The organism is Acinetobacter sp. SM1B (genome assembly GCF_003289665.1).
Classification (GTDB): domain Bacteria; phylum Pseudomonadota; class Gammaproteobacteria; order Pseudomonadales; family Moraxellaceae; genus Acinetobacter; species Acinetobacter schindleri.
Genome location: NZ_QMBM01000009.1, coordinates 1 through 8,204, shown reverse-complemented (window position 1 = coordinate 8,204; position 8,204 = coordinate 1). Strand labels below are relative to the sequence as shown.

6 protein-coding genes and 1 tRNA gene are annotated in these 8,204 nt (G+C 42.5%); all 7 read right to left on the bottom strand.

From position 1 onward, the window contains the following. Positions 1 to 6 precede the first annotated feature (6 nt). Complete coding sequence (locus tag C8322_RS13890) at positions 7 to 984, bottom strand: tyrosine-type recombinase/integrase (protein ID WP_111810807.1); 978 nt, start codon at positions 982 to 984, stop codon at positions 7 to 9. Positions 985 to 1,166: 182 nt separating this feature from the next. After that, positions 1,167 to 1,243, bottom strand: a tRNA-Val gene (locus C8322_RS13885). Positions 1,244 to 1,275: 32 nt separating this feature from the next. After that, positions 1,276 to 3,285 carry a transglutaminaseTgpA domain-containing protein gene (locus C8322_RS13880; protein WP_004810427.1) on the bottom strand — a complete coding sequence of 670 codons (2,010 nt, stop codon included), beginning with the start codon at positions 3,283 to 3,285 and terminating at the stop codon, positions 1,276 to 1,278. Positions 3,286 to 3,295: 10 nt separating this feature from the next. Beyond that, the gene (locus C8322_RS13875; protein ID WP_111810806.1) at positions 3,296 to 4,201 is read right to left on the bottom strand and encodes a DUF58 domain-containing protein; all 906 of its coding nucleotides are present in this window, start codon (positions 4,199 to 4,201) and stop codon (positions 3,296 to 3,298) included. A 10-nt stretch (positions 4,202 to 4,211) separates the two neighbouring features. Next, a complete protein-coding gene (locus C8322_RS13870; protein ID WP_111810805.1) occupies positions 4,212 to 5,171 on the bottom strand; it encodes an AAA family ATPase in 960 nt (319 codons plus the stop codon). Between the two features lie 463 nt (positions 5,172 to 5,634). Next, positions 5,635 to 5,937, bottom strand: a complete 303-nt coding sequence (locus C8322_RS13865) for a YbdD/YjiX family protein (RefSeq protein ID WP_004810433.1) — start codon at positions 5,935 to 5,937, stop codon at positions 5,635 to 5,637. A gap of 10 nt (positions 5,938 to 5,947) precedes the next feature. Continuing rightward, on the bottom strand, positions 5,948 to 8,047 hold the full coding sequence (locus C8322_RS13860; protein WP_004810435.1) for a carbon starvation CstA family protein: 2,100 nt from the start codon (positions 8,045 to 8,047) through the stop codon (positions 5,948 to 5,950). Between the last annotated feature and the right edge of the window lie 157 nt (positions 8,048 to 8,204).

The window sequence follows — 8,204 nt, the reverse complement described above, 5'->3', positions numbered from 1 at the left end:
GGTGGCCTAACTTAAATAAAAAAGTCTCCGACAAACCCGGTACGGTTCAGATAGGCGGCTTGGAAACAAAAACTCAGATTCGGGCTGAATCTCCTTGAGTTCTTTTAGAAGTGTGATTGCTTGATTAGGCAAAGGTACTTGATGCTCCAGACGGGTTTTAGTCGATGCAGCGGGTTTGCTCCACAATGCGTTCTTAAGATCGAACTGTTCCCACTTAGCACACCTTAATTCACCAGGGCGTGGAAAAAGTAGAATCATTAACTCTAAACCAATTCCAATAGCACGTTTTTTATTGTCGCGGATTCTTTGCAATAAAACTGGAAGATCTTCAATACTAATAAAATTCATATTTCCCGATTGATATGTATCTAAATGCTTAGTGATACCTTCCAGCGGGTTGGAACTAATTTTTCCTTGAAATTTGGCCCAGTCATAACAGCCTCGAACATAGGACACCAGTTTCTCAATTTGTGTATGAATGCCTAAATTACGCTGTAAGCCCTGGAAGAAATCAAACCACTCTTTCGCACTAATATCGGTATAACTACGCTTTCCAAAGCTGGGGATGATATGTTTGTAGATCGATTTCTCTGCTTTCGTATATGTTGCTTCTCCCCATTTCGTCGACTTGGTATCTAGCCAATCCCGCATGAGATTCTGAAAATACAAACTCTCTAGTTCTCTTTTCTCATTCAGCAATATTTTCTTTGGTTTTAATTCTTCACCTTTTGACAAGGCGACATTATATTCCTGTGCTTTTTGACGAGCGAGTTTTGCACTGACTTTAGGATATGCGCCAATGCCAATCCAAGCCCATTTCCCTTCAGCATTTTTATAGCGAAATTGCCAGTTTTTTACACCAGACTTCTTCACCAGAAAATATAAACCCGCGCCGTCGAGTTCACGGTAGTCTTTGTCCTCAGGTACTAAAGTAGCGAGAACTTTTTCACTAAGAGGTCGTTTCTTTATATCTTTGCGGAACATATCTATTACCGTGTATCACCGAGTTAGATTATTAGACAGTGATACACGTGGTGATACAAGATAGCGTCAGTTTTGGAGAAACATACCAAACCACCAGAAACAAAAAAAACCCTCTAAATTGTTGAATTTAGAAGGTTTTCTGCTTTATACAACCCTATAGAAAGCTGTATAAAAAGTAATCTTGGTAGGTATATCCAGACTCGAACTGGAGACCTCTACGATGTCAACGTAGCGCTCTAACCAACTGAGCTATACACCTAGAATGCTACGCATATTATAAATTTTTGAATCCTAAGACAAGTTTTTTCCTTTATTTTTCAGTGCACATGCACAATTTTTAAGCAAGTACCTAAATTTATGAATATCCTTTTGGTCAGGCTTATAAGCTGAAAATTGATTTCTCTCATAGATTTGTATAGCTTCATAAAAAGACGTAACCTGATCTGAGCTTAAGGAAGCTGATATTCGAAGCATCCACTGTTTAAATGTTTCAGCCGGTTGCTTACGCATCTGAATAAGCAGGGAACGATTAAGCTGCTCTATGGCTAGCTCGAATGGTGAATTCTGTCTTCGCTTTTGAATATAAATCCATAAGAAATAAGATGCGATCAAAGATGAAATACCTATTATAAGTATCCACACAGCTGCATAAGCAGAGTTCAAGCCAAGTTTAGACATCCAGCTGCGTTGTGAATCTGCATTATAACCTACCACCTTACTTTGCCACTGATAACTGGCATAGTCACTCCAGACCCTCAACTTGGTCATAAACTGATATTGCTGTGTTGTCCATGTTCTACCCTCACCTAAAACTGCTGAATTTTCAGACATCAAGTTTTGCATACCATTATCAATACGTTGTGGAGCAATAATGGCAGTAGGATCAATTCGCTGCCATTGCTGGTTCACCCAGACTTCAGTCCAGGCATGCGCATCCATCTGGCGCACTTCCCAACTCTTGCCATCAGGTGCGAGTGAACCACCTTGATACCCCGTGACCACACGTGCTGGTATTCCTGCATAACGCATTAGCATGACAAAACTGGATGCGTAGTGCTCACAGAAACCACGGCGCGCATTAAACAGAAATTCATCCACCCGGTTTTGGCCTAATGTTCCTGGGGATAAGGTATATACAAAATTATTCGCCCGGTACCAATTCAACACATTTTGAATATAGCGCTGTTGACTACCCTCGCTCTGTTTAACTAAATTTGCTGCCAGTGCCTGAGTTTGAGAATCATATTGAGCAGGCGTTCGGGTATTCATATATTGCAGATAGTTAGCATTTAAATTAGGCTGCTCTACCTCTGTTCCCACCCAGCGTAGCTGAATCGGTTCCACACGCTGAGTTAAACGGCGCGGCACAATTCCCCAATCATAACGGTTATAATAACGACGCTCTAAAGGGACTGATTTCTCCAATCCCATCACCCAAAGTACGGATGGATCTGAAGCCAGATACTGATAATCCCAGCCCGATGCCAATGAGGCAGAATCATTCTGTTGGCGGATTTGTGGCTGCTGATTGATTGTACTACTGGTCCAGGTTTGACCATCATATTCATCTAATACCAAGGCACGCCAATATAATTCTGCACGCGGAGGTAGCTTGCTTACATCGCCTATAATTCGAAATGCTAATGCACTTGACTGAGATAACTGGGCAATATCCCCTGGAGACATTCTGTCACTGATTCCGGTGACCCCTTTATTTTCAGGAATGGGGATATGCCACATCGGTGACAAACGTGGAAAAAAGATAAAGAGTAAAATAAAAAATGGCAGTGCATAGAGTACAAATTTGCCGACATGTTTAGCATCTTGTTTTAATGCGTTCTCCTGAGCCTGTAGATCCTGCTCAAATTCACCTACCTGAATACGATATAAGCCAATGAAACAGCTTAGTAAGCACAGAAGAATCCCAAAAGCCATGATAAAAGACTGGCTATACAGGAAAGTACTTGCCGCCACAAACAGGGCAAAGTTAAATAAAATAATCAGGTCACGTTTAGTACGGGTTTCAAAAGCCTTGGCAAATAAGAAAGTGGAGAGCACGGCAACACCCGCATCTATACCCAAAAAGCTTTGATGCGTAAAATAAATAACTGCAAGTGCTATGACTGTCAGCAACAGGGTCCATTTTTTAGGAAAAGTCTTTTGCTTTCTCAAATTCAGCCAGAGCAATACCAGCATCAGGGCAAAGATGATGCTGAGTCCTGCAGGCAAATAACTCACCTGTACAGCCAGAATTAAACTGAGGCTGAGCAAAATGGCTGTGCGGATATTTGCATTCATCATGTCTATCTTCTTAAGCCTGCGCCAATAAAAGTTTGGCCTGATGCATCTGTTCAGCGCCATAACCTGAAGCCAGTTCTGCATGGGGCAAATGCAGGCTATAGGCTAATTGCTGTTGTTCACATTGTTCGATCAGCCCCATCATCCATTCCAGCTTTTCTTCATGCGAAGGGCTTGGCATATGTGCATAATGAATCTCTATACTGTGCTGGTTCTGATATTGTTCAAAGACCTTAATATACAAACCCTGCCCACGCGCTACCTGTTTCCAGGAAACAGCCCGCAATGATTCCCCTGCCTGATAACTTCGTAGTTCTCGAAACTCATCCATTTCTGGCTCAAAACTTGGCAAATGCTGCTTATTTTCAGCAGTTGAATACTGAGCTTTCGGTGCTACCCAGGCAAAGCGCTGGTGGTAAAGATAGGTCCAAGCTCTTACCAGTCCAAAAGGATAGACTGAATATATTTGAATGGCCGGATAGACAAATATTCCACGCTGTTCAGCATAAAAGGAAAGGCTAAATTTTTGCCTGGTCTGATTGACCAATACCTTATAAAGCTGTTCACCTGCCTGAATATACAGATATCGTGATTGTGCGACCGGTTGCTGAAAATGGAAATGCAGATTCAGGCCGTGTCCCACCTGCCCGATTTCATCCGTAAGCAGTTCGATACTCAATCCGTGCAGCTGTTTAAAAGTTAGATAAAAACTGATACACAGCACGGCACTGATCAGAAAGCAAAAACCTAGAATCAGGTTATTGGCATAATTTACACCTGCAATAAAGGTGATGAAAATCAGTACCAGATACAGATAGCCCTGCTGATAGATAAAGACCAGCACATCACGTTGTGAGAGCTGTTTTTGCTGTGCAAACTGAAAACGTTTACTTAACCAGGTCTGCCAAAACTTTCCCAAGATCTGGCTCCTAGCTTATCGCCACTTGCTGCATGATATTTAAGGTTTCTGCCTCACTCAACCCTAAACGATGCGAAGCCACTGCCACAAACACAGCCTGTACATCATCTGGTGTGACGAAAGCACGATTTTCAATCAAAGCATGTGCCTGAGCTCCCCGCTTTAATGCCAATAAGCCACGTGTTGATAATCCATAACGGTTTTTTCGGGTTTCTTCAGCTAGATCCAGCAAGTATTCCTGTATGGGTTCGCTGATATAGATCTGATTAACCAGTCGCTGTAGCTCTAAAATCTGCTCTTCATAGAATACATGGGCCAAGGTGGCAATTAGGGCAAAGCGGGATTCTTGCTGCAATAACAGTTTTTCTGCATGTCGGGATGGATAACCTAAAGATAAACGCATCAAGAACCGATCTAGCTGGGATTCTGGCAAAGCATACGTTCCGCTCTGGAATAATGGATTCTGTGTTGCAATCACCCAAAATGGTTTAGGCAAGGCATAACGTACTCCATCGACTGTCGCATAACCTTCTTCCATCGCTTCCAGCAAAGCACTTTGGGTTTTGGGGCTGCAACGGTTAATTTCATCCGCCAAAAGAATCTGGGTAAAGATTGGACCCTGCTTAAACTCAAATTGATGTTCTTTCTGATTAAACATGTTGATGCCAATTACATCGCTGGCAAGCATGTCATTGGTAAACTGAATCCGTTGAAACTTTAAGCCGGCAAGATGAGACAGACTGCTTGCCAATGTGGTTTTACCTAAACCCGGTAAATCCTCAAACAGAACGTGTCCACCAGCAATCAGGCAACACAATGCCAGTCGGGTTTGTGCCTGTTTATCCAGCACAATTGCATTAATTTCTTTAAGGAATTTTTCAATACTGGGAGCATAGCTGGCAATCTGCTGTTCAAGCTGAGTATTTATGTGCGCTATATCATGATTTGCTTTTTGCTTTATGCCCCACATCACAAATTTTCTCATTAAAATAGATACTTGTGATTAACATACACTGAATTTAAACCACACTAAAGACCAATAATATATCTTTACACTGAGTCACTTACCTAATCATCAGAAATATCCAATAAAAACGGTTTATTTAAATATTTTAATCCTGCCTATTAACTTCTCTAAAGTTAGAAGCTGCTTAAAATATATTCCAATCCTTCAGTAAAGATAAATTACCTCAAACTATCTAATTGGGTTTCTCTACATTTCCAAAGTCACGAAACGAATTTATCATTCTCATTTTTACAGGTATAAAAGCCATATCTTAAAAGTATACTTTTAAGCTATTTGTATAAAGTTTAAACTTGATGATAAATATAAATCAGCGCATAGACTTGTATAACCATCTAATATCTTATCTTTCTAGATTTTGTAAAATATAAAAAAAAGCGCCCCGAAAGGCGCTCTTTTTATTGATTCATTAACATGGACATTTTTTCATGCCACCGCCAGCAGAGGGATAACGTGCATCCACACAATGACGATAGAAAGTTTTGGCATCCATCGCTTCCAAATCTGGATGATGTTTTTTCATATGTTCCAGATAGGTCTGATAATCCGGTACTCCAACCATCAAACGGAAACTCTGCTGCAAACGTTGCCACAGCGTCGCGATACGTGACCAGTTTTTCGGATTCAGGATTAAATCCTTTTGCGACATGACGGTCATTTTAATGATCTTGTAGATCACCGCTTTTCCGCCTTTGGCAAATTTCAGATTCATACCAGTCTCCTTAGTGATGTGCTGTAGGTTTGATCTCAGCAGGATCACGATAAATCGCTTCAGCTTCATGTACAGTTGGTTCCGGATTTGCCAAAGCACGGCGAATCACACCAATTGCAGCAAACAGCATGACGAAAGCAACAATCATAAAGAAAGCACATAGACCCGCATTGATCTGATTCGACAATGCCACTGTGTGCATCTCAGCCACGGTTTTTGCTGGTGCCAGAATTTCATTATTGGCAATTGCCGTGTTAAAACGGTCAGCTTGCGCAAGGAAACCGATCTTCGGATTTTCGTGGAAAATCTTTTGCCAGCCTGCAGTCATTGAGGTAATGAACAGGAATACAGTTGGAATAATCGTCACCCAAACGTATTTCTGTTTTTTCATTTTGAACAGAATCACAGTACCCAGAATGAGTGCCATTGCAGCCAGAATCTGGTTACCGATACCAAACAGTGGCCATAAGCTGTTAATCCCACCGAGTGGATCGACAACGCCTTGATAAACGAAGAAGCCCCAGCCTGCAACTGCAACCGCAGTACCCAACAGGTTTCCGAAGAAGTTATGCGATTGTTTTACTGCAGGAATCACGATACCCACGGTATCCTGCACCATAAAGCGACAGGCACGAGTACCGGCATCAACAGCAGTCAGGATGAATAATGCTTCAAACAGAATCGCAAAGTGATACCAGAATGCCATCATTTCACGGCTATTGAAGATTTCGGTAATGATATGCGCCATACCAATCGCGAAAGTCGGTGCACCACCAGTACGCGACAGAATCGAGTTTTCACCGACTTCCTGCGCCAGCAAATTCAAGGCTTCAGGGGTTACTACGAAACCAAGGGTTCGTACTGCTTCTGCTGCACTTTCTGCCGTAGTACCAAGTAATGCGACTGGCGAGTTAATCGCGAAGTAAATGCCTGGATCCAGAATCGCAGCACAGATCAAGGCCATGATCGCCACAAAAGATTCCATTAACATACCGCCATAACCGATCATACGGATATCGCGTTCGTTGTTGACCAGCTTTGGTGTGGTTCCTGATGAAACCAGTGCATGGAAACCGGAAATCGCACCACAGGCAATGGTAATAAACAGAAATGGGAACATTGAACCTGCAAATACAGGACCAGTACCATCAATAAATTTGGTAATTGCTGGCAGTTTCATTTCTGGCATCGCGAATAGAATACCAATCGCCAGACCCGCAATCACGCCAATTTTCAGGAAGGTAGATAAGTAATCACGCGGTGCAAGTAGCAGCCATACCGGCAATACAGAAGCAATAAAACCGTAGATAATCAATGCCCAAGTCAGTTCAGTACCTGACAAGGTAAAGAATGGACCCCAGTATGGATGTTGAGCAATAGTTTCACCGTAGATAATGCCGAGCATCATCAACACAAAACCAATAATGGAGACTTCTGCGATTCGTCCTGGACGGATAAAGCGCATGTAAATACCCATAAATATTGCAATCGGAATCGTGGCGGCAATACTGAATACACCCCATGGGCTGTTGGTTAAGGCTTTGACAACGACTAGCGCCAATACCGCCAGAATGATGATCATCACGCCTAAGGCACCGAGCATGACAATAATACCGGCAAAAGTACCTAGTTCCTGTTTTGCCATTTCACCCAGTGAACGACCGTCACGACGAGTTGAAATAAACAGTACCAGAAAATCCTGAACTGCACCGGCAAGTACCACACCGACTAATAACCAAATAGTCCCGGGCAAATAACCCATCTGTGCTGCAAGGATTGGACCGACTAAAGGGCCCGCACCGGCAATCGCAGCAAAGTGGTGACCGAAAAGCACCCCTTTATTGGTGGGTACATAGTCCAGACCATCAGCCAGACGATGGGCAGGCGTTAAACGGCGCTCATTCAGTTCAAAAACTTTATTGGCAATAAATAAACTGTAAAAACGGTAAGCGATGCTATATACACAGGCAGCTGCCAACACCAGCCAGACCGCATTGACATGCTCTCCACGGCTAAGTGCAAGAATCCCAAAGGATACTGCCCCGACAATGGCTACAAGGAGCCACATAATTTTCGAAGTCATGCTCGACTTCTGTTGTAAAGTTTCCATTCAATCCCTCATATCTGTTGCATTTAAATCAGCGTGATTCTTTTTGTTCGAGGTACTGCTGTTTTCCCTTGCGACTTTACTCCTGTTCTTTTTTGTTGCCTCTAAGACAGAGGTGGTCCCACTTGTTTGAACAACTAAAAGCGTATTTATAAGTGAT